Raw genomic sequence first — 23,519 nt, forward strand, 5'->3', positions numbered from 1 at the left:
ACTTCTTATCCACGATATGCGCTCAGACAATACCGCTTATCAGCCCCAGATTCTGGTGATGTTCAGAATTACTGCAATTACCATGAAGCCGATTGCCAGCCATTTGGTAATTTTAACAAGCAGTCCTTCCATAGAACGACCTTTGTTCTTTCCCCAGTAGGTCTCTGCACCGCCTGCGATAGCGCCAAGTCCTGCATCTTTGCCTTCCTGCATCAGAACCAGAACTGTCAGGGCAATACACATCACTATAAAAATCACAGTTAAAATAATTCTCAGAATCTCCATGTTTCCTCACAATCCGCCGTTTTCCGGCTCTCCGTCCACATTTCATCTTTCCCTGCATTGATACCTCTCAATGCGAAACACATTGATTATAGCATGAACGCTTCCAGAAAGCAAGATGCGATTCATAACAATAGAATGTTCGCAGAGTGTGCATTCTATTGTATTGCGAATGGCGCATGTAAACCTTGAACGGAACCTCCATGCCGCTCAGCCAGCTTACAGAACTTTCCAGAGCAGCAACAGCAAAAGGATCACCGCCGCTAGTCCGGCAAGATAGGCAAGTCCGATGAGAAGCGCCGCTTTGAGCGCTCCCATCGCATACCAGAAACGTTCTTTTTTATTCAGGGAGGAATCTTCCCACGGCCGGTCGTTTTTGACCTTCGGAACTTCTCCCTCCCGTCTTTTTTTTCGTCCGGAAAAAGGGGCAAACAGAGACGGCGTTTCGATACCGCTCATGTCCGCGATCACGCGGCCGTCGTCCTCTTCTTCCTGCTTATCCGTTCCCATTATTTATCGTAGAGATGGCAGACAACGTAATGTCCGGGTTCCACCTCTTTCTGAACCGGCGCTTCATGCTTGCAGCGCTCCATGCAGTGGGCACAGCGGGTGTGGAACTTACAGCCCTCCGGCGGATTTGCAGGGGAAGGGATCGAGCCTTCCAGCACGATACGGTTCATCTTCGCTTCCGGATCCGGGATCGGAATTGCAGAGAACAGGGCCTCCGTGTAAGGATGCAGCGGATTACGGAAAATATCCTCTGTCGTTCCGTACTCTACCAGATTGCCCAGATACATAACGCCGACGGTATCGGAAATATACTCGACTACCGACAGGTCATGGGAAATGAACAGGTAGGTCAGGCTGTATTTTTCCTGCAGCTCCTTTAACAGGTTAATGATCTGCGCCTGAATCGATACGTCCAGCGCAGATACCGGCTCGTCACAGACAACGAATTCCGGATTTAAGGCAAGTGCTCTTGCGATACAGATACGCTGTCTCTGTCCGCCGGAGAACTCATGGGGATACCGGTCTTTGTGGAAGGGCTGCAAACCGCAGTTATCCATAACCTGATCGATATAGTCATTTAATTCTGCCTTGGGAACCAGATTGTGCTCCCGAACCGCTTCGCCGATGATCTCACCGACAGGAAGACGGGGAGAAAGGCTGGAAAACGGATCCTGGAAGATGATCTGCATTTTTGTACGCATCTTTCGCATCTCTTTGGAAGAAAGGTCATAAACCTCTTTTCCGTTAAACAGCACCTGTCCGCCGGTTTTTTCGCCGGACAGACGCAGGATGGTACGTCCGGTCGTCGTCTTGCCGCAGCCGGACTCGCCTACCAGACCCATGGTGGTTCCGCGCTTCAAGTTAAAGGTTACGCCGTCAACAGCCTTGACCTGTCCAACGGTTTTACCGACCATACCGCCTTTGATGGGAAAATATTTTTTCAGCTGATTGACCATCAGAATATACTGCGGATCATATTCTACCGGTGTGAAATCCTTATCGATTGGCTGCATTTATTTTCCCTCCTTCTTATCGTAATAGCGATAGCAGCTGACCTTGTGTGTTTCGGACAGGCTGATCTCGCAGGGGTATTTTCCATCGCATTCCGGACAGCGCATTTCGCAGCGGTCACGGAAATAGCAGTAATCCGGCATGTTGACCGGGTTCGGCACCTTGCCGGGGATGGAATAAAGCTTATCGACCTTTTTGCCGATCACCGGTTTGGAAGCCATCAGACCGATTGTGTAAGGGTGGGAAGGATTCGCAAAAATCTCCTGTACCGTACCTTTTTCCACAACGCGTCCTGCATACATAACAACAACGTAATCCGCCATCTCTGCGATAACGCCCAGATCGTGGGTGATCAGCATGATGGAGGAATTGATTTTATTTTTCAAGTTGCGCAGAAGATCCAGAATCTGTGCCTGGATCGTTACGTCCAGCGCCGTCGTCGGCTCGTCTGCGATGATGATCTTCGGGTTACAAGCCAGCGCCATTGCGATCATGACACGCTGACGCATACCGCCGGAGAGCTCGTGGGGATACATCTTGTAAACGCCTTCGCTGTTTGCAATACCGACCATCTCCAAAAGCTCAATGGTACGGGCTTTGATCTCTTCCTTGCTCTTTCCTTCGCCGTCATGCAGCTCGATTACTTCTTCTACCTGTTCACCGATACGAAAAACCGGATTCAGGGAAGTCATAGGCTCCTGGAAAATCATGGACATATAATTGCCGCGCAGCTTCTGCATCTTCTCCATCGGAGTTTTTGCAATATCATATGCCTTATCGCCCAGGTTTAAGCGGATCTGACCATCTACGATCTGCCCCTGGGGACGCTGCAGCAGCTGCATCAGGGATAAGCTGGTTACGGATTTACCGCAGCCGGACTCGCCTACGACGCCAACCGTCTTGCCGATAGGAACCTCAAAGCTTACGCCGTCAACGGATTTTACCGTTCCGACGTCTGTAAAGAAATAGGTATGCAGATTATCAAATTCCACTGCATTTTCCGGATTGTGCATCTGTGTCAGATATTCCTGCTCCGGAACATTTTTACGCTTGTACTGTTTTTCATACTTACCTGTAATCTTACGGTTCTCTCTGGAAATCCGTCTGGATTCTTTCGCGGAGAGATAGCCTTCCGGATGTTTTTTTGCCATAGCTGGTTCTCCCTCCTTATCGTTTCATCTTCGGGTCGAACGCATCGCGCAGACCGTCGCCTACAAAGTTAAAGCCAAGTACTGTGATCAGCAGACAGATACCCGCCGGGATCCAGATAAACCAGTAGTTGGTCATAACGTAAGCATTGTTGACGTCGTTGATGATGTTACCCCAGGATGCGAACGGGAACTTAACACCCAGACCTAAGAAGGAAAGGGTTGCTTCCGTAATGATCGTACCGCCAAGGCTCATCGTACAGGTTACGATCAGCTGCGGGATAACGTTCGGAACCAGATGACGGAAAATCCGCTTGGAAGCGCGGATACCGCAGGCTTCCGCGGCTGTCATAAATTCCTGCTCTCTCAGGGAAAGGATCTGTCCACGCACCAGACGTGCGATAGACGGCCAGCCCAGGAAACCGAGAACCAGCATCAGATAAAGCATACGGATCTGGGGATCGAGCTGCATGGCATCCATCGCAGCACCCAGAATGATGATCAGGGGTGTGGACGGAATACAGTAGAAAATATCTACAATACGCATGATCAGGTTATCCACCCATTTTCCGAAGTATCCGGCGATACCGCCCAGCAGGATACCCAGGAACGCTTCAATAAATACAACGATAAATCCGATCACCAGAGATACACGGCCACCGTACATCAGACGGGTCAGCATATCCATACCGTTGGTATCGGTGCCGAGCCAGTGGGTTTTGGAGGGACCTGCATAACGGTCATACACATAGGTTTCCTTCGATTGCAGTACAGACCAGGTCTTGGAATCCGGTTTGTAAGTGATGGTGTAGGTGTATTCCTCACCGTCTGCATCGGTGTATACAAATTCTTCGGTGTCGCTGTCGATGGCATCTGCCAGCTTTTCTTTAAAGTCACGGCTGATGACAACGCCGTTTTCCTTTGCCTGTACAACGAAGCGGCTGACATAACCGATCTCATCGCCGCCGGATAAAATGTTTCCATCTGCATCCATCGTATAATCCTGTCCGTCTGCAGTAAAAGCAGTTTCTCCGTTTGCATAGGCCTTTAACGCTTCATGCTTGACTGCGAAAGTCAATGTAGAAGCCTCTGCGCCGTCTGCAGCGTTTACGATGTCCTTTGCTGCGATTGCCAGCACTGTGCCGTTGCTCGAAATCAGATAAAGGTCTTCGCCCTCTTTCTCTACCTCATAGGTCACATCTTTATACTCAAAGCTTTCCGCATTCTTGCCGATCGCAAGCATCAGCTGAGCCTGCAGAATGGAGCCAAACTCCTGTCCGTCATTGATCGTGTAACGCAGATCGTTATTTTTTACCACACCCACATACTCTTTGTCCATGTGCGTGTAAGTATAGAACTGTTCATCCTGTCCGTAAGGGCTTACCAGACCGCCGATAAAGGAAAAGACAAACATAACGACCAGCATAGTCAAGCCAACTACTGCCAGTCTGTTTCGGAAAAACCGTTTTGCAACCAGTGCGCCGGGGGACAGCACTTTGACACGACGGTCGTCATTTAAGGACAGTTCCTGCTCTATTTTTTCTTCTGTCGCTTTCTTTTCTTCCTGCATCATGCTCTCCTCCTTTCTTATGCAATCCGGACACGGGGATCAACCACCGCGTACAAAATATCGGAAATCAGGTTTCCGGCAAGCGTCAGAACCGCCAGAAACGTCATATAAAACATGGAAAACGGAATATCGCCTGCTACCATCGCCTGATAAGAGGTATAACCGATACCGGGGATCGCAAACAGCGTTTCCGTGATCAGTGCGCCGGAAAACAATCCAGGCAGGGAACCGCCGACAACCGTAACGAGGGGAATCAGGGTATTACGGAACGCATGGTGATAAATAACCTTTTTCTCGGAAAGTCCCTTTGCACGCGCGGTACGGATATAATCCGCATTTAATACTTCCAGCATATTTGTTCTCGTATAACGCATCAGGGAACCAACGGAAACGATCACCAGCGTGATGATCGGCAGAACGAGGTGATTTGCCTTATCGAGGAACTGCCCCCAGGAATCCAGCTGTGCATAGTTACGTCCCACCAGACCATATAAATCAAACCAGCCCAGCTTTACAGAGAACAGCAGCTTTAACAGCGTTGCAAAAAAGAAGGTCGGCAGGGAAATACCGATCAATGCACCCGCCGTAATCAGATAGTCCGCTCTGGAATACTGTTTGGTTGCAGCAATAACACCCAGCGGGATCGCAATAATCAGCTCCAGCACGAAGGAAATCGCGCCCATAATAAAGGAAAGCCAGATAACTTCCTTAAATTTGTCCAATACCGGTACGGTATATTTCCAGCTGTCACCGAAGTTGCCCTTCAGCGCGTCGCCTACCCAGGTCAGAAAGCCGAGTACGATCGGTTTGTCCAGACCATAGGATGCATTTAACTGTTCCATCCATTCATCATAGGATTTTGCACCTGCTCCCTGCGAAAGCTGCATCGCTCTCGTTTCCACAAAAGAGCCGGGAAGACATCTCATCAGAGTGTAAATGATGAAGGATACGCAAAATAAAATCACGACTGACAAAAGCAGTCTTTTGACAATATATTTCCGCATAAAAAATTCTCCCTTTGTTCTTATCGATTCCCTTCTTCCGCTGTATATCAAGCGGCCGCCTGCTTCAGGCAGCTCCTTGATATACAGCATCGCCCCTGATCTCCTCCTTTGGAGGAAGATCAGGGGCATAAGCCTGCAGTCTGTGCGTTTTAAGCTGCACAGAAATCGCCGTCGTTTAGTTTAACTCCAGCTTTTCAACTTCGCTCATCCAGCTCCAGTAAGGAGTCATATCAGGAGTCAGAGTGCTGATGTTGATACGCTCGCTAGAGAAGATGTAGCATTCGCTTCTCTGGTAAACAGGAACTTCAACGCCCCAGTCCATGATAATCTCCATGGCTGCTTTATACAGGCTCTTTCTATATGTCTGGTCAACGGACTGACGTGCTGCAACGATCATTTCATCCAGTTCGGAATCGTTGATCTTGTAGTAGTTGGTTGCGCCCTTGCTGTGATACAGCTGATACATATCAGGGTCAGCGGTTGCGCTCCATGCTGCTACCCACATCTCAGCTACGCCGGACTGATAGGTCGAATACAGTTCAGATGCAACTGCGATATCGTTTACCGTCAGGGTGAAGCCAATCTTTGCAAACGCGTCTGCCGCATTCTTTAACAGCAGGAAGGAAGGATGATCACCGGAGCCGCCTGCACCGATGTTTACCTGGTAGCCAAGCTTAGCGCCTTCAGGAGCTGCTGTCAGCTTGCCGTCTTCTACGGTATAGCCAGCTGCTTCAAAGAAGCCAAGTGCTGCCTGTGCTGCTGCTTCATATTTCTCTTCTGCGCTCATGCCGTCGGTATAGATCGGATTGCCGTCTACGTCGGTAGAGTAAGCGATCTGATAACCGTCGTCTGTTACCTGAGGTGCTGCCCAGGAAGTATTGGAGATCGGGTAGTTGATAACGGAAGCGGAATCGCCATAGTAGGAATCAATACCCTCATCACGGTATACTGCAAGGATGGTTGCAATTGCCTTACGCAGATCCTTGGACTGCTCGGATGCAGGATCGCTGCCAACCTTGATGTTGTCTGCGCTCATGGCAACATAGCCATAACCAAGGAAGTCATACAAACGCAGCGTGATCACATCGCCGTCGAACTCTTCGCTGCCGCCGTTGTATTCCGTAATCTGGTTACGAACTTCGGTAGAGTAAGAAGGATCTGCGATATCGATGGTGCCAGACTCCACACCGACAACCTTATCGTCTTCCTGTGTTTCCAGGAAGTTCAGATGCTTGATCTTAGGCTCGCCCTGGAAGTAGCTCGGGTTGGAATCCAGATAAACAACACCGTTGCTGAATTCCTTGAAGGTGTAAGGACCAGCACCCATCGGAGCGGTGGTTACGGAACGAACCTTGGAAAGATCACCCTTTTCAAAACCGAACTTGTTGTTGTCATAATCATACAGGGATGCATCGCCGTAGTAGCTCAGAGGAGCGATGGCAAAGGAAAGCTGATAGATCATGTTTGCGGAAACTTCGGTCGTTACAACTCTCATGCTGTAGTCGCCGGTCTTCTGGATACCTTCGATATAGTCTGCCGAATCACCGGTTTTTACACCAACAGTGGAGTAATTGTAAACATCTTCCGGAATCAGGTCAGACAGAGCAGAGCCTGCTGTCTCAGCTTCCATGGAAGAGAAGTTCCATCCATACTGATCGCCGATAGCCATAAAGAAATCCTTTACTGTAGCGCCGTCAGCCAGTGTGAAGCCCCATCCGTCAGCCGCAGAAGCAACGTCGGTTGTGCCATGGTTCTCTGCCATGTAATCAACGATTTCCTGTGCAAAGGCAGTACCGCCGTCATTGACTGCAGCCCAAAAAGCAGTCTGCTGATCTTCTGTCCACAGAGAGAAGTCTGTGTTGTCCTCGCCTGCTGCTGCGATCAGAGAAGACAGGGTTGCCATACCTTCCCGGTACTCATCCATGCCAAGGATCGGCTGGCTGTACAGAGTAGCAGAGCCGTCATAGGTAGGATCGCAATATACATACATGCTGAAAATTACATCATCAATTGTGATCGGTGTTCCGTCAGAGAAGGTCAGATCATCCCGAATAGTAACGTCATAATAAACGGAACCGTCGTCGTTCTGGGTCATCTCCAGATCAGAAGCGGTATAGTAGGTGTAGTCTGTTCCGTTGTAAGAACGGGTCTCACCTTCGATACCTTTCTCCACGATAGCGCCCTGTCTGTCAGCGCCTACCAGACCGATCTGGGTCATATCAACGATATGCTGATCTTCTGCGCTGGCTGCAAAGAACGGAGAGAATTTTCCCTCAAAATGTGCGCTGGATGCTACCAGAGTATCCGCGCCGCTTGCAGATGCACCAGCATCTGCTGTCTCTGTTGTGCCTTCCGTAGCAGGTGCAGTCTCTGTCTTGCCGGAGCCATTGCTGCTTCCGCAGCCAGCCAGAGAACCGGTCACCATGGTAAGCGCAAGCAGAGCTGCAAGAGCCTTGTTCGCCTTTTTCATGTGAATCCTCCTTTTTTTGAAAAAAACACCGTTTGCATCCTTTTTATTTCATGCAGATACACAGGAGTTTTTTTCTTAAAAATTGTACATTTGTTGCAGAATATACCGGTTCTCACAGCTTTTCCGCCCCTGTGATCGCCATACCTGCAGGTTGCATCGGCCCATTTTCTTTTCCTTTCGTCAAAGTACTAGCCAATGTTTAAATATATTACTATTTTTTTTGCTTTCTGTCAATCCTATTCCGTGTCAAAAATACATTTTTCCGTCACAGTCACGCACGTTTCCACGTGTATTTTTTAACGTTTTTTAAAAGTATAAGTGCGGCAGTGCCCATAACTACTTCTATTAGAAGGAACGGAATGGAGAATAAAATTTTGTTGCTGTGACGCGTTAATTCAACAAGTTCTCCTATGACGGACACTCCTGCTGCTGCGATGCAGACTCCGCTGCGCAGCGATATTTTGCACACTGTCTGCTGATAAACGTATTCCCGAAGCGGATATTCCTTGCCCAAAAGCCTTGCACATGCCCACGCGAGGCTGCAGGCTGCCGCCAGCTGCACTGCATATGGAAGCAGCACGAAAATGCTTCCCTGTAATCCCACCGACGGTACGCAGCCTGCGGCGATCGTCAGCAGGATGACCGCAATTCCGGCTGCCGCCATCGCGGTGGATTGTTTTTTCCACTCTTTTTCTGACAGTTCACAGGCATATCGACTGCCCTCGTATTGATAGTCACCGTTTTGTGTTTTCCTGAAATCGTCCAGATAGGCCCGGCGGCGATGGGATTTTGTAGAAGACTGGGCGTCTGCTTCTTTGGGCGAAGCAGCCCCCGGAGCCTTGGCAAACTTGGATTCTGTGACTTTAGAAGGCTCCGAGTCCGTTTTTTTAGGGGGTATATTTCTCTGATTATTTGAAGTCATGTTGAAATCCATCCTTTGTTTTGATTTTATCATTGCAATTCCTTGCTGTCATTTATTAATAATTCTATAGTTGACAAGATCATTTTTTTATTTTATCATAACCATATGAAACGGGTTTTGCGACCGTGAGACTGACTCAGAGCAGTCCAGACGGGGTGCTCGTTTCTTTTTTTGTTCACCGCCATCTCCTTTATACTCAGTGCGTATATTCTATCACACTTCTTCCAAATGGCAACCTCCAGTTTCCGGGAGCAAAAAACCGGCAGGCATTTTTCAATGTCCGCCGGTTCTCTTTTTTATGACAATAGAATACTCGCAGAGCATTCTATTGTATATGCAATTTTCACTGCCATGCAATGTGCCGCAGCAATTAACTTATTTGCCGAACTGCATATCGTTGTTGCCGGAAGTGGTCTCCCACATTTCAAGCATGTTGATCGGGTCGTTGTAGTCTGCCAGCCAGCCTTCACGAGCGAAGTCGAACTGACCGTCTTTTCTCTCGTTCAGGAATACGGACCACTCACGGGTCTCAACGGTTACGTTGATACCGATCATAGCGAAATCCTGCTGGATTGCTTCACCGATCTTAACATTACCTTCGGAATCGTTGGTCAGGTAAGTCATGTTGATCGGGGTATTTGCGGAAAGCATGCCGCTTTCATCGAATTCATAGCCAGCGCTCTTTAACAGCTCGATTGCTTTCTCTGTGTTGCCCTCCATATCGGTAGGATTGAAGTAACCAACGTTCTCTTCATCCGGATAGGTGTAAGCGTCATCATTTGCTCTGAACTCACCGCCATTGCCATCGCTCATGCCGGCAGGAATGAAGGTATTGGCAACTTCCTGGTTTGCCTGTGCGATCGCATCAACGATATACTGACGGTCGATCAGCAGGGAGAATGCTTCTCTCATTGCTGCAGCCTCTTCAACCGTCTTGCCTGCAAACAGCTCGCTGTTTACATTGAAACCGCAGTAGTAAGTTCCCAGAGTAGGGATCTTGTGATATTCAGGGGTATCCTTAACGGTAGCCATCATATCGGTAGGAATGGTATCTGCAAACTGCAGGGAGCCATCCTGGAATGCATTGTAAATTGCTGTGTCATCAGAGCTCAGCATGAAGTTGATCTTTGTCATGGAAACCTTGTCAGCTGCCCAGTAGTTGGGGTTGGGCTCATAGGTCATGGACTCGTTATGCTTCCACTCGGTCAGTACGAACGGGCCGCTGCCTACGAAACCAGCTTCCAGTGCCCATGCACCGGGGTTGGTGTCAGCGCCGTCAGCAGCTTCTACAGCCTGCTGAGGTACAGGATAAAAAGCAGGGAATGCGCACAGGTCAAGGAAATATGCGCAGGGTGCGTTCAGATGAGCAGTAAAGGTCTTGCCGTCTTCGCTTGCTTCGATATCCAGAGTGCCGTCATCCTTAGTTGCAAATACGGAGCACAGGTAAGAATAGTCAGCAGCTGTGTTTTCATCTGCCAGACGGTTCCAGCTATACAGAACGTCATTTGCATCCAGAGCTTCGCCGTCAGACCACTTTAAACCATCCTTCATCGTGAAGGTATAGGTCATACCGTCTTCGCTCATTTCATAGGAATCTGCCAGTTCGGGAACCAGCTGACCGTTCTCATCGTATGCAAATAAGCCGGAGAAGTTCAGGATTGCCAGGCATGCACCGTCAACAGTGGAGTTCAGCGCGGGATCCAGTTTGTCGGGCTCAGATGCAATCTGAAGATCCAGGGTGTTGGTAGGAGTCTTTGCAAAACCGAAGTATTTATAGCCGAACAGGTTGGCATAGATGTTCTCTACATCGGTCTTCTGCAGGTAGCTGTCGTTGTAGTAGTACAGCGGAACAACTGCCCAGGTGTTCATCAGCTCGTCCTCAGCCTCATGCATCAGCGCTTCACGCTTTACAAGATCTGTCTCCGATCTGATCGCAGCGATTCTTGCATCATAATCCTCCCATGCCGGAGCAGCTTCGCTGCTGGGTCCATGCTCACCGGTTGCTGCTGCAGTGTCTGCTGCTTCAGTGGATTCTGCTGCAGCGGTGTCTGCTGCTTCTTCTGTTGTTGCTGCAGGAGCGCTTGTATCAGCTGCTGTGGAACCACAAGCTGCCAAAGAAGCGGTCATGCAAGCTGCCAGCACAAGTGCCAGATACTTCTTTTTCATAATGTCTTCCTCCTTTAAAGATAGATAATGAAAAATAATATATACCCAAACAGTCCGCTAAATCTGCGTCCTGTCCAAGCGTCAAAATTACTGCCGGTTACTTATTCCAGCATGCTACCTGATGTCCGTTGCCGCGATCTGTCAAGGACGGGCACTCCTGTGCGCACTTTTCCGTGGCATATCGACATCTGGTACGGAATGCACAGCCGCTTGGCATGTGCAGAGGGCTCGGGACATCCCCTTCGAGAACGATTCTCTGCCGTTCCTTTGCCATCTTCGGATCCGGATAGGGAACTGCACTTAAAAGAGACTGTGTATAAGGATGCATGGGATTGTCATTTAATTCATTGGAATCTGCGATCTCCACGATCCTGCCCAGATACATTACTGCAATTCTGTCAGAAATGTGATGGACAACCAACAGGTCATGGGCAATGAACAGATAGGCAACGCCCAGCTTCTCCTGCAGCTCTTCAAACATGTTGATGACCTGTGCCTGAATGGAAACATCCAGTGCACTGACTGCTTCGTCACAGACGATAAATCTCGGATTGGTGGCAAGTGCTCTCGCAATACCGATACGCTGTCTCTGACCGCCGGAAAACTCATGTGCATAACGGGTTGCATGCTCTGCATTCAAACCGACCAGCTCCATCAGATGCAGGATCTTGTCTCTTCTTTCCCCTCTGGAGGTGTAAAGCTTGTGGACATCCAGAGGCTCGCCGATGATATCCTCGACTGTCATGCGGGGATTTAAGGAAGAATAGGGATCCTGGAACACCATCTGCATCTGTCTGCGCATATGTCCGATGCTCTTTTCATTCACTCTCTCCCCATCGAAAAAGACGTCGCCGGAGGTCGGTGTATACAGACGCAGCAGAGATCTTCCTACAGTCGTCTTGCCGCAGCCGGATTCTCCTACCAGACCGAGGGTTTCTCCCGGCTTGATGGAAAAGGAAACGCCGTCCACCGCTTTTAAGGGTGTGGTTTTCATAAATCCGGTTTTGATCGGGAAATACTGTTTTAAATCCCGTACCTCCACCAGATATTCGCTTTTGTTTTTTACTTCTTCGCTCACTGTCTGCCTCCTTTTTCTTCCTCCATGGCTGCCTTTACGTTCAGCCAGCAGGATGCGAAATGACCGTCAGGCATTTGCATTTCCGGCGGCTGCTCTTCGATACAGATCTTCATCGCTTCCTCGCAGCGTGGGCAAAATGCACAGCCCTTTGGCATATTTAAGAGGTTGATCGGTGTTCCCGGAATCGGGATAAGCTTTTCGCCGATTCTGTCCACATTCGGAATGGAACGCAGCAGACCTTTCGTATATTCATGGTGCGGACGGTAGAAAATATCTTCTGCCGTACCTCTTTCACAGACTCTTCCGCCGTACATAACGATAATTTCATCGCACATGTCCGCGATAACACCAAGATCATGGGTTACCATGATGATTGCCATGCCGAGCTTTTTCTGCAGGGACTGCATCAGCTCCAGAATCTGTGCCTGGATCGTAACATCCAGGGCAGTCGTAGGTTCGTCTGCAATCAGGATATCAGGCTCACAGGCCAGCGCCATTGCGATCATGACACGCTGGCGCATACCGCCGGATAATTCGTAGGGGTACTGTTTCACACGCTTTTCCGGTTCATTGACACCAACTAAAGTCAGCATCTCAATGGCTCTTGCCTCCGCCTCTTTCCCTTTTCTGTCCGTGTGAAGCTCAATGGCTTCCCTTAACTGGTTGCCCACCGTAAATACCGGATTTAAGCTCGTCATGGGATCCTGGAAAATAATAGAACAGCATTTTCCACGGAACTCCCGCATCTGTTTTTCAGAAAATTCTGCAATATCCTGTCCTTTGTAAAGGATTTTGCCTTCTGTGATGCGGCCGTTCTTTTCCAGAATACGCATAATGGAATATGCGGTTACGGATTTGCCGGAACCGGATTCGCCGACAATACCGAGGATTTTGCCTTTTTCAAGGTTAAATGTAACACCGTTGACTGCCTTGACCTCTCCCTTGTCTGTGTGGAAGGAGGTATGCAGATTCTGCACGGAAAGGATATTCTCACTCATGGTCTTACCTCCTTAATTTCGGGTCAAATGCATCCCGCAGGCCATCGCCCAACAGGTTGAATGCCAGGGTGATCAGACAGATCATGCCGGCAGGGAATAACAGTTTGTAGGGATACTGGGTGATTCCGGCTCTTGCCTCGTTTGCAAGGGAACCGAGAGACGGCATCGGAGCCTGTACACCCAGACCGATAAAGCTTAAGAAGCTCTCTGTAAAGATCGCAGACGGAATCTGCAGCGCTGCTGCAATGATGATAACGCTGACGATATTCGGCAGAATGTGACGGCGGATAATTCTGGAATCCTTCGCACCGCTGACTCTCGCCGCCAGAATGTATTCATTCTGTTTTACGGTCAGAATCTGACCGCGGACCATACGTGCCATGCCGGTCCAGTACAGCAGAGCAAATACGATAAACATGGAGATCATGTTGGTACCGATCTTCTGCAGCGCCGGAAATGCGTCGACATTGATAACCTCACGCAGTACGACAGACAGAAGAACCACCATCAGCATATCCGGCAGGGAATAAATGATGTCCACGATACGCATCATCACCATATCCACCTTGCCTCCAAAATAACCGGAAATACTTCCGTAAACAACGCCGATCAAAAGGACGATCACCGCTGCAAACAGACCTACCGTCAGAGAAACACGGGTTCCGTAAATAACACGGATGAAATAATCACGTCCCATGCTGTCCGTTCCCATGATGTGAGGGAACACTTCTCCGCCCTCTGCCATGTAAGCCAGCTCTTTTTCGGAATAGGTAAAAGGTGCCATGTTGCCCGCCGCCTTATCACGGCTGCCATTTACGGTAATGATCTGGGAATATTTATAAGGTACCACATGGGGTACGATCAGAATCATTGCAATAATGACGATCAGGACAATAATACTGCCAACTGCCAGCGGATTTTTCATCAGCTTACGCATACCATCTTTAAAGAAGGATACCGATTCGCTCATAACATCCTGCTGTCTTTTTTCTTCATCAGTTGCTTTTTCAAATTTTTTCAGATCCACCTGAAAACTCAAAGGAGATTTCTTGGGCATCTGATCAATGCTATTGGTTTCGCTGCTCATTGCTTCCTCCTTTCTTATTCCAGTGTGATTCTGGGATCGATCAGCTTGTAAACGATATCGGTGATCAGGGTCATCGTAACCATCAGGGTTGCCAGGAAAATCGTCGTACCCATGATCATCGGATAATCACGGTTTGTAATACATTCTACAAACTTGGAACCAAGACCGCCGATCGTAAAAATGGACTCTACAACGAGAGAACCGGTCAGGATGGATGCCGTCATCGGGCCGACATAGGTAATAACCGGAATCAGGGCATTTCTCAGGGTATGCTTGAAGATGACCTTCCACTGTGCAACGCCCTTCGCCCGCGCGGTACGGACATAATCCTGTCCCAGAGCATCCAGCATACTCGTCTTGGTCAGTCGGGTGATGTAGGCCATTGGATATGCAGCAAGGGCAATGACCGGCAGCACGTAGTTATGACTGGAGGAGCTCCATACCGGAACCCATTTTAATTTAATACAGAACACCAGCAAAAGCAGGGTACCCAGTACAAAGCTGGGAAGGGAAGTAAACAGCGTCGAGAAGAAAATGATCAGTCTGTCCGGCAGCTTGTTTCTGGTCAGAGCCGCAATGCTTCCCATCACTACACCGGAAATCAATGCTACTAAAACCGCCATGCCGCCAAGCTTTGCAGAAACACTAAAGGAACTGAAGATCGTCGTTTTAATCTCTCTTCCAGTCTTTGCAGAAACACCAAAATCACCGTGAAGCAAATTGTTCAGATATAAAAAGAACTGCTCCCAGACAGGCTTATCCAAATTAAAGCGCTGTTCCAGAACGCGCCTCACCTCATCCGAGATCGCTTTCTCTCCATCGAAAGGACCGCCGGGAATCGCGTTCATCGCAAAAAACGTAATGGCACAGACAATGAACACGGTCAGGATTGCAAGCAGTACTCTCTTCACAACATACTTTGTCAAATGTCAACACTCCTTTTCTTTCGCACATCCGTCTAGTAAATACACTTATTCGCTTCAGGCGGACATTATGCTTAAATAAAAATCCCGGGCAACAAGACCCTCCTTTGGGCTCGTTACCTGCCGGGCTTTTTTCACTGGTGAAAACTATATCATAATTTTCTTCTTCTTTCAAGTATTTTTTCGTTTGATAATATCGAAATAGCGTCCAAAAAAACGACCGGAATTTCATTTCTTTCCGGTCGTTTTTCACAAAATTTATTCTATTTTGAGAGTATTTTCTCCCTGTTGACCGCCATTTACGCGTGGAGTTTTTTTCCCAGCTTCTCCACGAGTTCTTCGAAATAGCCATCCTCAAACGGAACCTTTAAGCCGCATTCCCGCAGCATTTCAGGATAAAATTTTGAAGCAGACAATCTGCAGAGCGCAAGGTAGCTCTTCCATGCCTCTCTGTAATCCTCATCCATCCACACCTTGTACTGGAATGCGCAGCTTTGTGCCAGTACATAGTCAATATAATAAAACGGGCTGTTGTAAATGTGCTGCTGTTTCTGCCAGAATCCCCCCTTGGAAAAGAACGGATCCTCTTCGTAATCCAGATGGGGCATGTAGATTTTTTCCAGTCTGCTCCACTCCCGGCGGCGTTCTTGCGGTGTCAGCTCCGGAGTTTCATAGACGATATGCTGGAACTCGTCCACCATCGTTCCATATGGGATAAAACGGATCGCATCCTCCAGCTGCATGCTTAAGAAGTCCTTTTCACGATCTCCGAAAAATTCCTTCATCCACGGATCCGTGAAAAATTCCATCGACATGGAGTGGATTTCCGCAGTTTCCATCGTGATGTCCGCATGCTCCATGATCGGATCCTGCCCGGACAGATAGCCCTGAAATGCATGTCCGCATTCATGCGTGATCACGTCTACGTCGCCGCTGGTTCCATTAAAATTAGCAAAGATAAAGGGAGAATGATACTGGTGCAGATAGGTCATATAGCCGCCCTGTTTTTTATCCTTTCTGCCGAACACATCGAAGAGCTCATTCTCCATCATGAAATCGAAAAATTCTTTGGTTTCGGGGGACAACTCCGCATACATCTTCTGTCCGCTCTCCAGAATTTCCTGTGCAGTGCCCACCGGATCGGGATTGCCTTCTTTGAAATAAACCTCGTTATCGATATAAGAAAGCTTCTCCAGACCGAGGCGCTTTCTTCTGATCTCGTGTACGCGCTCCGCAAACGGTACGAATACCTCCTTCACCTGTCGGCGGAAATTTTCGACATCGTTTCTGTCGTAGCTGTTACGGTTCATTCTGTAGTAGCCCAGCTGGATATAATTGTCATAGCCCATCGCCTTTGCCTGCGCAGTGCGGTTTTTTACCAGCTTGTCATAAATGTCATCCAGTTCATCCGCAACTGTCATAAAGTAATCGCTGTAAGCCTTCCATGCCTGTCTTCTTACGGTTCTGTCGTTTCCGGTCAGATAGGGACGCAGCAGGGACAGATTGCATACCTGCCCGTCAAACGGAATCTTCGCGGACGCAATCAGCTTATTGTACTGAGTCGTCAACGCGTTTTCCTCCTGCATCAGGCCGATAATGCTTTCGTCCATACTCTTGATCGCATTGTCCATCGTCGCAAAGGCAACCCTGCCGATCTTTTCTTCCATAAAAGAACGATACGGCGATTCGTACAGGGCGCGCTGATAATCGGTTGCCAGACTGCTCAGCATCGGCGCTGTCTCATCGTAATAATCCTTTTCTGCCGCATAAAACGGATCTGCGGTATTGCCGTCGTGACGGATTTCCGCAATCGTCATGGAATCCATCATATTCTGATAAACTTTATAATATTCCTGATGGATCTCCCAGAGTTCTTCTCCGTTTTTTGCTTCTTTGACCCGTTTGGTCAAAGTTTTAAACTGCTCCGCTGTTTTGTCATAATCGACCCTTTTATAGGGCATGTCTTTGAACTTCATACGCACTCTCCATTCCCTGATAGATTTGATTTTGCAGACAGCTTAATCCCGCACCGCCGCCTGTCGGATCCTCTCCGCAAGTAAGGAAGGTTCCTGACTTTTCAGGATCCGCACCTGCTCATCCGGATTGCTGTAGCTGCTTTCCTTCGGCACAACTGTCACATCAATCCGATAATCCCAGTTGTAAACGCCGAATTCCTCTCCACTAATCCAGCTTAATTCCACCGGATAGATTGCGTCAAGCATTTTTTCGATATCCTCCGGATCGGAAAGGGTCACCTGGATTTCCTGATCCGAGATTTCTCCGGGTTCAAAGAAGCTGTCACTGTTTTCCTCTTCGCTGTCATCGTCATAATAATAGTAATCTACCTTGATCGATTCGATGTCATCTGCGCTCTGGTGGCCGGCACGGGCATAAACCTCAGCACCATCCTGCACAAGCAGGTCGTTTAAGGCCAAATAGGACCCATAGACCGGATAGGTCCAGGTGGTCATCATCGATGCATCCTTCTCCTCCGGATCCGCCATAGCAAAGGTCAGTCTTCCGTTTGGAAGCTCCGACGAGATCAGACTGTAATCATACTTCTTCATTTCCTCCTGCAGCGTCTTTAAGAGGGTCTGCTTATCTCCGGTGTAAAAGCTTTCCGTAACGCCATTATAATAGCTTACTTTCATCTTACCGACATTTGCCAGAAAATCCGGGTCATTTAACTGATATCGCTCCCGCTGGTAGGAAGCATCCCGCATTACAGTATCAATTTCAGAACGGTTTTCGTTTGAATCGGCCAAAAAGCGACGGTATACCTTTCTGCCGCTCTCCATGGTATAGCAGACCACCCATCTGACATAGCGTTTCTCTTCCTTTGGGTTAATTTCCTCTGCAGAAATCTCTGTCTGCGCTTCCTCCTCCCTAAAGCTCCCCGGCATTCCGGCATCCTGCCATCTCTTCTGCATCCGGATTGCTGCATCGATCGTCTTTTCCTCGGTTGAATTCATCCGTCGGAGCATCCGATCATCGAAAGCCTCATACATAATGTCATCGGAGCCGAAGCTTTCGCCCTGATAATAACCAAAAGCCGTATAGTCATCTTCCATCGTCACAGACACGGCTGCAATGTTCCCTTTCTCCGGAATCCAGCGATCATAGCCTGCCCAGTCAAACTGAAAACCTGCAAGGATCAAAACCGCTGCCGCTATACTGAAAATTCCGGCAAGCTTTCCATCCAATATGGTTTTTAACTCGCATCGGTAAATCAGGCGGATCACCACATGTCCGACAAGGACACCTACAATGCAGCCACCAAATAAAAACAGCCCCTTATTTGCTGCTACACGGGAAATGATCATGCCAACAGCAATGCCAAAGGGCACTGCCATCGCAGCCTCCAAAATACCCTTGAGGGGTGCAAATGCAATGGCATGCTCATAGCTTTCTGTTTTGCGCCTGCGGTAAAGCCAGAATGCAAACAGGCCTGCAGCCGCCGCACAGGCAAGAAGCAAAATACATTCTACCCCCACAGCCCTGCCCCAGCCGCCTGCATTTTTATAGCTGCACAGTCGTCCTTCGTCTCTGTACCAGATATGATTCAGCAAGTCCCAAAAGCCTGCAAAGGGTGTCAGATAGCTTTTTTGCATCCACTGTCTTGCATCTGCACTGCAATAGCTGGCAAAAAACATCGTTTTTAATTCATCGATCAGGAATCTCACTGCCAGCTCATAGGAAAAAAACACCGCGCATCCCAACAGCGCCGTCAGGATATTTCCGGTCAGCATAACTGCCACAAGCGCCACCTGATACATCGCAATAAACGCAAGCTGCTCCACGAACCATGCCAGTAATGACTGTGCCGCCAGAATTCCTGTCATTCCATGAAATGCTGCGCCAATGATCCAGTCCAGCAAAAGTGCTGTCAGGGTAGAAAAGCTATAGACCAAAATTCCGTTTCCACAGATCAGCATATAACGCTTTTTTAAGGATTCCGGGACCGAAAAGTACAGATCTGTTTTTCTGCGGCTGTAAAGCCAGCAAAAGCCCTGCACGGCAAATAGAATTGCAAAAAAAGCAGCAAACAGGACGTGTATGGAGGAAAAGCCGATCACATCCGTGATCCTGGACTGAATCAGTTCCCGCAGGGACTCTGCGGCCTGCGCTGTATTGTAAACACTGTCATTTACATAATTGTTCTGTAAACCAGTCAGTACAACCATCAGATACAGCGGACCGCAAAAGAGTGCCATCACCAGACACAGCAAAAAAGTCCAGCTTCTTCTTCTGTTATTTTCCAGCCATTTAGCCCAGTACGATTTTTTTAATATCATAACCTTGCACCTCCGTCTCGCTGATAAAGATTTCTTCCAGGGAAAGGGGCAGCACTTCGTGGAACAGACAGTCTGCCGCTGCAAACATGGCGATCATCTCTTCTCTGCTTCCTCTGACTGTCAGAGTCAACAAAGATCCCCGTCTATCGCATTTTACAATGTCTAACTGCTTTAACAGCCGCTTCTCTTCCTCTTTGGAAGAAAAGACGCACTGGATTTTCTGGATGTTGCACTTCATCTCCTCTAGATCCTTCGATAAGAGCACGCCGCCCTGATGTAAAAGCCCCACATGATCGCAGATATCCTCCAGCTCCCGCAGGTTATGGGAGGCGATCACCGGAGTAAACTGCCGCTCCTGCATTTCTTTTGCAAAAATGCTTTTGACACTCTGACGCATTACAGGATCGAGCCCGTCAAAGGTCTCGTCACACAGAAGGTACTCCGTCTTTGCGCTCAGCCCCAGCAGAATCGCGAGCTGCTTTTTCATCCCTTTGGAAAAGGTGCTGATCCTGCGTCTCGATTCCAGCCCGAAGCTGTTTAAGTATAAGTAAAACCGTTCCCGGTCAAAATTCCGGTACACGCTGCTGTAATAACGCTCCATGTCCTTCGGCGTCGCACCGTTGAAAAAGTACGGCTCGTCCGCGATAAAAAACAGCTTCGCCTTTGCATGCACATTGTCGTATACCGGCATATTATCCACAATCGCTAATCCGTCATCCGGCTTAAATACCCCGCACGCCAGGCGCAGCAGCGTACTTTTGCCCGCGCCGTTTGTCCCGATCAGCCCGAAAACCTCTCCTTCCCGGACTGTCACGCTTACATTTTTCAGAGCTTCAATCCCGTCAAAGGATTTGCTCACGTTTTTCAGTTCTATCATGTTTTCCGCTCATTTCTGCGCACGCTTTTTGCGCATGTCGAGTTTGTGTCAAGTGCGCGCAGACACAAATCCCGCGATTGAAAAAATTTATTTTTCAATCTTCCTCTCATTCCGCTGCATGGGCTTTGGTCTCTTTTTGCCCTGCCGCAGCTGTATCCTCTTGTTCCAGAAACTCGGTCAGCTCCTTAACCGTCATCCCCATGCTCAGCGCTTCTTTTTTCAGATCCCGGAGCTTTTCCAAAATTTCCTGCTTCCGGACATCCTTTAGACTGTCACTGTAGGCAACATAATTGCCCTTTCCTTTTACTGTATATAAAAATCCGTTCCGCTCCAGCTCACTGTATGCCCGCTGAATCGTGTTCGGATTGATCGACAGCTCCACCGCCAGGGAGCGTACGGACGGCATCCGGCTGTTCGGCTCCAGCGCACCGCTTAAAATCAGCATCTGGAACTTGTCCACGATCTGCTCGTACAGCGGTCTGGTATCCCGGTAATCCAGTATAATCATCCTTTCCTCTCATTTCTGCGCACGCCTTTTGCGCATGCCGAGTTTGTGTCAAGTGCGCGCAGACACAAATCTCGTGATTGAAAAATTTTATTTTTCAATCTTTCCTCCTTCTTCTGTTCCGATTCTTTTTGATTTTTTATCGATCCAGAACTGTATTGATTGTATTAAGTGTATTATCAGTATTAGTACGCTTTGAATATATACAGAATGTTGGTTCTTGTCAAGAGATTTTTCTATCACTTTTCCTTGCTTTTTTCACATAAAATGGTATACTGAAAAAATAACTTAAATTTCAGGAAGCATTTCAAACTTATGGAGGGATTACACCATGATTACGCTTCTGTCAAGACTGTTCATCCCGGATTACGAGAATTATTCCAGCCCGAAGGTTCGCCAGGCATACGGCATTCTCACCGGTTCGGTGGGCATTTTTTTTAACTTTTTTCTATTTGTGCTAAAGATCGTCGCCGGTATGATCAGCCATTCCATCGCCATCACTGCGGACGCATTCAACAACCTGTCGGATGCCGGTTCTTCGGTCATTACGCTGATCGGATTTAAGATGAGCGGACAGGAAGCAGACTCCGACCATCCTTATGGGCACGGAAGAATCGAATATCTCGCCGGGCTTTCCGTTTCTGCCATTATCCTCATCATGGCAGCGGAGCTTGCCAAATCCTCCTTTGAGAAGATCCTGCACCCGACCCTGCCGGAAATTTCTCCGGTTATTTTTTTGATTCTGGTCGTTTCCATTCTCGTCAAGTTCTATATGTATTTTTATAATCACAAAATTGCCGGTGCCATCGACAGCTCTGCGATGAACGCAACAGCGTCTGATTCCTTCGGCGATGTGCTCGCTACCTTTGTCGTCCTCCTTTCTTCTGTTATTGGGTGGATTTTCGGTCTTGCCATCGACGGCTGGTGCGGTCTTTTGGTCGCGATCTTCATCTTTTATTCCGGCGTAAGCTCTGCCCGGGATACCATCAATCCGCTGCTCGGTCAGGCTCCCGACCCGGAGTTTGTCACAAAAATCCGCAGCATTGTGCTTTCCCATCCACAGATCATGGGCATTCACGACCTGCTCGTTCACGATTACGGTCCCGGACGACGGATGATCTCCCTGCATGCGGAGGTCAATGCCCAGGGCAGCTTTGTGGAGCTGCACGATCTGATTGATAACATAGAGCGCGAGCTGCAGCAGAAGCTTTCCTGCAGTGCTGTCATCCATATGGACCCGGTCATCACCGATGATCCGGAGATCAATGAGCTGCGCCATAAAGTAACCGATATTGTCTACCGGCTCGATGAGCAGCTGACGCTTCACGATTTTCGTATTATACGCGGTCCTACCCATACAAACGTCATTTTCGATGTTGTGGTTCCGTTTCATTTTAAAATGACTGATGCCCAGCTGCGCAGCTGGCTCGATAAACGGATCAAGCAGATCGATCCGTCCTATTTCTGTGTGATCAATATCGACAAAAATTAGCGGACCTTCTGCTCCGTGTGTAATATCGTTTTTTGCCTCATTTCTGCGCACGCTTTTTGCGCATGCCGAGTTTGTATCAAGTGAGCGCAGACACAAATCTCGTGATTGAAAAATTTTATTTTTCAATCTTACCACTTATTTCGTCTTTTACAATGGAGAATTTTTATCATGAGCTTACTCGAATTATTCCTTCTGGCTGTCGGTCTGTCGATGGACGCTTTTGCCGTATCCGTCTGTAAGGGCCTGTCCGTACGCCGCGGCAGTATGAAACAGGCACTCACCGTCGGCATCTGGTTCGGTGGCTTTCAGGCGCTGATGCCCTTTCTCGGCTATCTTCTGGGCATCACATTTTCCTCTCTGATCACGAGCATCGACCACTGGATCGCCTTCGTCCTGCTGGCATTTATCGGTTTCAACATGATCCGCGAAGCCAGAAGCGATGAAGAAAATGAATCCAATGACCGCTTCGATTTCAAAACCATGCTTCCGCTTGCTGTTGCAACCAGCATCGACGCACTTGCCGTCGGCGTTACCTTCGCTTTCCTGCGGGTAAACATCGTTCCGGCAGTCAGCTTCATCGGCTGCATCACTTTCCTGCTCTCCGCAATCGGTTTAAAGGCAGGCAACATCATCGGCGCAAAAAACCGCTCCCGCGCAGAATTTGCGGGCGGTCTTGTCCTGATCCTGATGGGCATAAAGATTCTGCTGGAGCACCTCGGTGTGATTTCGTTTTAAAAGCTTTTGTGTGAGTTTGTCTGAAAATCTTTTGCTTGACAACTGTATGATGCAGTGTTAAAGTGGGCATATGCGATACACATTAACAATCACGGGAGATCCGGAAGGGATTTTCTGATAAAAGAAAGGAAAGGAGGTATGTTATGATGTTATTGTTCATCGGATCAAATCGAAGCTATTTTGAATATCATAAGAATGCCTCCCGCCCAAACTGACGATTTGATTCGTCTGACAAGAGCCGCGGCATTCTCATGCTGCGGCTTTTTTTATACAACAGGATGTTGAAAAACAGGCATTTTGTTGTCAATCAGGTCAGCCCGCCTCTTGTCTGAGCCGGTTTCTTTACCGCTCTCAGAAAGCTCCGGTGCTTTCCTGAAAAAGAGATTTTTTGCCGCAGAACATGCTTTCATGCTTCTGCGTTTTTTTATACCCAGGGGTATGTCCTG

At 48.5% G+C, this 23,519-nt stretch carries 19 protein-coding genes; 2 read left to right on the forward strand and 17 right to left on the reverse strand.

Going from position 1 to position 23,519, the window contains the following annotated elements:
* Positions 1 to 39: 39 nt before the first annotated feature.
* The 17 genes from secG to OCV62_RS08525 form a co-directional block, all read right to left on the reverse strand.
* Entirely contained in the window at positions 40 to 285 is a 246-nt protein-coding gene (gene secG / locus OCV62_RS08445) for a preprotein translocase subunit SecG (RefSeq protein ID WP_021915807.1), read from the reverse strand.
* A gap of 216 nt (positions 286 to 501) precedes the next feature.
* Positions 502 to 792, reverse strand: coding sequence for a hypothetical protein (locus tag OCV62_RS08450; protein WP_021915806.1), 291 nt, complete (start codon positions 790 to 792; stop codon positions 502 to 504).
* Complete coding sequence (locus OCV62_RS08455) at positions 792 to 1,805, reverse strand: ABC transporter ATP-binding protein (RefSeq protein WP_262586009.1); 1,014 nt, start codon at positions 1,803 to 1,805, stop codon at positions 792 to 794. Before OCV62_RS08455 ends, OCV62_RS08450 begins: the two co-directional genes overlap by 1 nt.
* Positions 1,806 to 2,954, reverse strand: coding sequence for an ABC transporter ATP-binding protein (locus tag OCV62_RS08460; RefSeq protein ID WP_021915804.1), 1,149 nt, complete (start codon positions 2,952 to 2,954; stop codon positions 1,806 to 1,808). It lies immediately after the preceding gene.
* Between the two features lie 16 nt (positions 2,955 to 2,970).
* Positions 2,971 to 4,524, reverse strand: a complete 1,554-nt coding sequence (locus OCV62_RS08465) for an ABC transporter permease (RefSeq protein WP_262586010.1) — start codon at positions 4,522 to 4,524, stop codon at positions 2,971 to 2,973.
* A 14-nt stretch (positions 4,525 to 4,538) separates the two neighbouring features.
* Positions 4,539 to 5,525 carry an ABC transporter permease gene (locus tag OCV62_RS08470; RefSeq protein WP_262586012.1) on the reverse strand — a complete coding sequence of 329 codons (987 nt, stop codon included), beginning with the start codon at positions 5,523 to 5,525 and terminating at the stop codon, positions 4,539 to 4,541.
* Positions 5,526 to 5,700: 175 nt separating this feature from the next.
* Positions 5,701 to 7,995 (reverse strand): ABC transporter substrate-binding protein, encoded by a 2,295-nt coding sequence (locus OCV62_RS08475; protein WP_021915801.1) that lies wholly within the window; start codon positions 7,993 to 7,995, stop codon positions 5,701 to 5,703.
* A 271-nt stretch (positions 7,996 to 8,266) separates the two neighbouring features.
* Positions 8,267 to 8,917 (reverse strand): hypothetical protein, encoded by a 651-nt coding sequence (locus OCV62_RS08480; RefSeq protein WP_262586015.1) that lies wholly within the window; start codon positions 8,915 to 8,917, stop codon positions 8,267 to 8,269.
* A 375-nt stretch (positions 8,918 to 9,292) separates the two neighbouring features.
* Complete coding sequence (locus tag OCV62_RS08485) at positions 9,293 to 11,083, reverse strand: peptide ABC transporter substrate-binding protein (protein WP_262586017.1); 1,791 nt, start codon at positions 11,081 to 11,083, stop codon at positions 9,293 to 9,295.
* A 97-nt stretch (positions 11,084 to 11,180) separates the two neighbouring features.
* On the reverse strand, positions 11,181 to 12,161 hold the full coding sequence (locus OCV62_RS08490) for an ABC transporter ATP-binding protein (RefSeq protein ID WP_021915797.1): 981 nt from the start codon (positions 12,159 to 12,161) through the stop codon (positions 11,181 to 11,183).
* Positions 12,158 to 13,159, reverse strand: coding sequence for an ABC transporter ATP-binding protein (locus OCV62_RS08495; RefSeq protein WP_021915796.1), 1,002 nt, complete (start codon positions 13,157 to 13,159; stop codon positions 12,158 to 12,160). Before OCV62_RS08495 ends, OCV62_RS08490 begins: the two co-directional genes overlap by 4 nt.
* Before the next feature lie 4 nt (positions 13,160 to 13,163).
* Positions 13,164 to 14,246 carry an ABC transporter permease gene (locus OCV62_RS08500; protein ID WP_021915795.1) on the reverse strand — a complete coding sequence of 361 codons (1,083 nt, stop codon included), beginning with the start codon at positions 14,244 to 14,246 and terminating at the stop codon, positions 13,164 to 13,166.
* Between the two features lie 14 nt (positions 14,247 to 14,260).
* Positions 14,261 to 15,172, reverse strand: a complete 912-nt coding sequence (locus OCV62_RS08505) for an ABC transporter permease (protein WP_021915794.1) — start codon at positions 15,170 to 15,172, stop codon at positions 14,261 to 14,263.
* 296 nt (positions 15,173 to 15,468) lie between these two features.
* Positions 15,469 to 17,145 carry a M3 family oligoendopeptidase gene (locus tag OCV62_RS08510; RefSeq protein WP_262586021.1) on the reverse strand — a complete coding sequence of 559 codons (1,677 nt, stop codon included), beginning with the start codon at positions 17,143 to 17,145 and terminating at the stop codon, positions 15,469 to 15,471.
* A gap of 42 nt (positions 17,146 to 17,187) precedes the next feature.
* A complete protein-coding gene (locus OCV62_RS08515; protein WP_262586023.1) occupies positions 17,188 to 19,464 on the reverse strand; it encodes a DUF6449 domain-containing protein in 2,277 nt (758 codons plus the stop codon).
* Positions 19,436 to 20,341 (reverse strand): ABC transporter ATP-binding protein, encoded by a 906-nt coding sequence (locus tag OCV62_RS08520; RefSeq protein WP_021915791.1) that lies wholly within the window; start codon positions 20,339 to 20,341, stop codon positions 19,436 to 19,438. The genes OCV62_RS08515 and OCV62_RS08520 overlap by 29 nt, the downstream gene beginning before the upstream one ends.
* 106 nt (positions 20,342 to 20,447) lie before the next feature.
* On the reverse strand, positions 20,448 to 20,849 hold the full coding sequence (locus tag OCV62_RS08525) for a GntR family transcriptional regulator (RefSeq protein ID WP_021915790.1): 402 nt from the start codon (positions 20,847 to 20,849) through the stop codon (positions 20,448 to 20,450).
* A gap of 328 nt (positions 20,850 to 21,177) precedes the next feature.
* Between OCV62_RS08525 and OCV62_RS08530 the strand changes: the two genes are divergently transcribed.
* Complete coding sequence (locus tag OCV62_RS08530) at positions 21,178 to 22,338, forward strand: cation diffusion facilitator family transporter (RefSeq protein WP_262586026.1); 1,161 nt, start codon at positions 21,178 to 21,180, stop codon at positions 22,336 to 22,338.
* A 168-nt stretch (positions 22,339 to 22,506) separates the two neighbouring features.
* Entirely contained in the window at positions 22,507 to 23,073 is a 567-nt protein-coding gene (locus tag OCV62_RS08535; protein WP_021915788.1) for a manganese efflux pump MntP, read from the forward strand.
* Positions 23,074 to 23,519 lie beyond the last annotated feature (446 nt).

The organism is Gallintestinimicrobium propionicum (genome assembly GCF_025567525.1).
In the GTDB taxonomy this organism is placed as follows: Bacteria; Bacillota; Clostridia; order Lachnospirales; family Lachnospiraceae; genus Gallintestinimicrobium; species Gallintestinimicrobium propionicum.

Coding starts and splice junctions, on each gene's coding strand:
- secG (WP_021915807.1), bottom strand. CDS start 285: ATGGAGATTCTGAGAATTATTTTAACTGTGATTTTTATAGTGATGTGT.
- OCV62_RS08450 (WP_021915806.1), bottom strand. CDS start 792: ATGGGAACGGATAAGCAGGAAGAAGAGGACGACGGCCGCGTGATCGCG.
- OCV62_RS08455 (WP_262586009.1), bottom strand. CDS start 1,805: ATGCAGCCAATCGATAAGGATTTCACACCGGTAGAATATGATCCGCAG.
- OCV62_RS08460 (WP_021915804.1), bottom strand. CDS start 2,954: ATGGCAAAAAAACATCCGGAAGGCTATCTCTCCGCGAAAGAATCCAGA.
- OCV62_RS08465 (WP_262586010.1), bottom strand. CDS start 4,524: ATGATGCAGGAAGAAAAGAAAGCGACAGAAGAAAAAATAGAGCAGGAA.
- OCV62_RS08470 (WP_262586012.1), bottom strand. CDS start 5,525: ATGCGGAAATATATTGTCAAAAGACTGCTTTTGTCAGTCGTGATTTTA.
- OCV62_RS08475 (WP_021915801.1), bottom strand. CDS start 7,995: ATGAAAAAGGCGAACAAGGCTCTTGCAGCTCTGCTTGCGCTTACCATG.
- OCV62_RS08480 (WP_262586015.1), bottom strand. CDS start 8,917: ATGACTTCAAATAATCAGAGAAATATACCCCCTAAAAAAACGGACTCG.
- OCV62_RS08485 (WP_262586017.1), bottom strand. CDS start 11,083: ATGAAAAAGAAGTATCTGGCACTTGTGCTGGCAGCTTGCATGACCGCT.
- OCV62_RS08495 (WP_021915796.1), bottom strand. CDS start 13,159: ATGAGTGAGAATATCCTTTCCGTGCAGAATCTGCATACCTCCTTCCAC.
- OCV62_RS08500 (WP_021915795.1), bottom strand. CDS start 14,246: ATGAGCAGCGAAACCAATAGCATTGATCAGATGCCCAAGAAATCTCCT.
- OCV62_RS08510 (WP_262586021.1), bottom strand. CDS start 17,145: ATGAAGTTCAAAGACATGCCCTATAAAAGGGTCGATTATGACAAAACA.
- OCV62_RS08515 (WP_262586023.1), bottom strand. CDS start 19,464: ATGATATTAAAAAAATCGTACTGGGCTAAATGGCTGGAAAATAACAGA.
- OCV62_RS08520 (WP_021915791.1), bottom strand. CDS start 20,341: ATGATAGAACTGAAAAACGTGAGCAAATCCTTTGACGGGATTGAAGCT.
- OCV62_RS08525 (WP_021915790.1), bottom strand. CDS start 20,849: ATGATTATACTGGATTACCGGGATACCAGACCGCTGTACGAGCAGATC.
- OCV62_RS08530 (WP_262586026.1), top strand. CDS start 21,178: ATGATTACGCTTCTGTCAAGACTGTTCATCCCGGATTACGAGAATTAT.
- OCV62_RS08535 (WP_021915788.1), top strand. CDS start 22,507: ATGAGCTTACTCGAATTATTCCTTCTGGCTGTCGGTCTGTCGATGGAC.